Below are 1,756 nucleotides of genomic sequence, written 5' to 3'. Positions count from 1 at the left end.
CCGGCGGCCTGGGTGCGGGCGGCGTCGATGGCGCTGCCGGCCGCCGCCGCCTGGGCGCGGGCGGCGGTGATGGCCGCGCCGGTGACGCGCACCCGGCTGCGGTCGTCGTCGAGCTCCTGTTCGGACGAGGCGCCCTCGAGCACCAGGGTCTCGGAGCGGCGCAGGCGCCGCTGCGCCGCGTCCAGTTCGCTCTCGCGCTGCGCCACCAGCGCCAGCGCCGCCTGGCGGTCGCTCTCGCGCACCGCCACCATGGCGTCGGCGCTGGCCACGCCGGCCAGCGCCTGCTGGCGCATGGCCTCGGCCTCGTCGTGCTGGGCCTGCAACGACGACACCTGCATGTGGCCCAGCACCTGGCCGGCGGCCACGAAGTCGCCCTCGTTGACGGCGATGTCCTGCAGCCGGCCGGGCAGCTTGGCGGCGACGTCGATCTCGGTGGCCTCGACGCGGCCGTTGCCGCTGACGAACTGCGGCCCGGGGCCGTCGGGGTGGTAGTGGCGCCAGGCGTAGGCGGCGCCGGCGAGCACGATGGTGGCGGCCGCGGCGGCGGCGATTTTTCGGGACGGGGTGGTGGTCATGGGCGTGGGGAAGAGGGGTTGCCGGCGGCGGCCGGCGGCGGTCCGGCGGCGATCACGGGATCGCCGCCGAGCGCGGCGTACAGCGCCACGCCGGCGCCCAGCAGCGCGCGGCGCAGTTGCACCAGTTGCTGCTCGGCGCCGAGCAGGTCGCGCTGGGCGTCGAGCACGTCGAGGAAGGGCGCCGCGCCGTTGTCGTAGCGCAGCTGCGACAGCCGCGCGCGTTCGCGCTGCACGCGCACCGCGCGCTCGGCCACGGCGATCTGGTCGGCCAGCCAGGCGCGCGCCGAGAGCGCGTCGGCGACCTCGCGGAAGGCCTGCTGGATGGTTTTCTCGTAGGCGGCCACGGCGCTGTCGCGGCGCGCCTCGGCCAGGTCCAGGTTGGCGCGCCGGCGTCCGCCGTCGAACAACGGCAGCGTGATGGACGGGGCGAAGCTCCAGGCGCCGGCGCCGGCGCCGAACAGGTTGTCGAGTTCGGCGCTGGCCGCGCCCAGCGAGCCGGTCAGGCTCACCTGCGGGAAGAAGGCGGCGCGCGCCGCGCCGATGCTGGCGCCGGCGGCCTTGAGCTGGTGTTCGGCGGCCATGATGTCGGCGCGCCGTTCGAGCAGCGCCGCCGGCAGGCCGGCGGCCAGCGCCGGCAGGGTGTCGGCGGGCTGGTCGGCGTCCGCCGTCGGCGCCGCCAGGACCGGCGCGCCCACCAGCAAGCGCAGCGCCTGGCGCTTGGCGTCGCGCTCCTGCTGCAGCTGGGCGGTCAGCGCCTGCGCCTGCAGCAGCAGCGTCTCGACCTGGGCCACGTTCAGCCGCGAGGTGGCGCCGACGGCGGCGCGGCGGTCGAAGATGCGGTAACTTTCGCGGCGCGTGGCCAAGGTGCGCTGGGCCAGCGCGATGCGCTGGTCCATCTCGCGCACCTCGAAATAGGCCTCGGCGACCTGGGCGATGAGCGCCATGGTGACGGCGCGCCGCGCCGCCTCGCTGGCCAGGTAGTCCTCGCGCGCGGCCTCGCGCAGGCTCGCCAGGCGGCCCCAGAAGTCGAGCTCCCAGGCGCCGACGCCGGCGCCTGCCTGGTACTGGCTGGTGACGGCGGCGCGGCCCGTCGGACTGAGGTCGGCGGGCACGCGCTGGCGCTGCGCGCCGGCCTGCGCCGCCAGCGTGGGCAGGGCGGCGGCGCGCTCGATGCCGTAGGC

General features: G+C 77.0%; 2 protein-coding genes. Both read right to left on the bottom strand.

All coding sequences use genetic code 11. From position 1 onward, the window contains the following. On the bottom strand, positions 1-575 hold a 575-nt coding region (locus MRBLMU1_RS23455; RefSeq protein WP_363506563.1), incomplete at its 3' end, for an HlyD family secretion protein. After that, positions 572-1,756, bottom strand: a 1,185-nt coding sequence (locus tag MRBLMU1_RS23450) for an efflux transporter outer membrane subunit (protein WP_363506561.1), incomplete at its 5' end; no start/stop codon positions are given. The genes MRBLMU1_RS23455 and MRBLMU1_RS23450, both read right to left, overlap by 4 nt.

The organism is Burkholderia sp. LMU1-1-1.1 (genome assembly GCF_040675865.1).
GTDB lineage: Bacteria > Pseudomonadota > Gammaproteobacteria > Burkholderiales > Burkholderiaceae_D > Rugamonas.
Note: the sequence above shows the minus strand (reverse complement) of the source record. Positions and strands in the feature narration are given on the sequence as shown.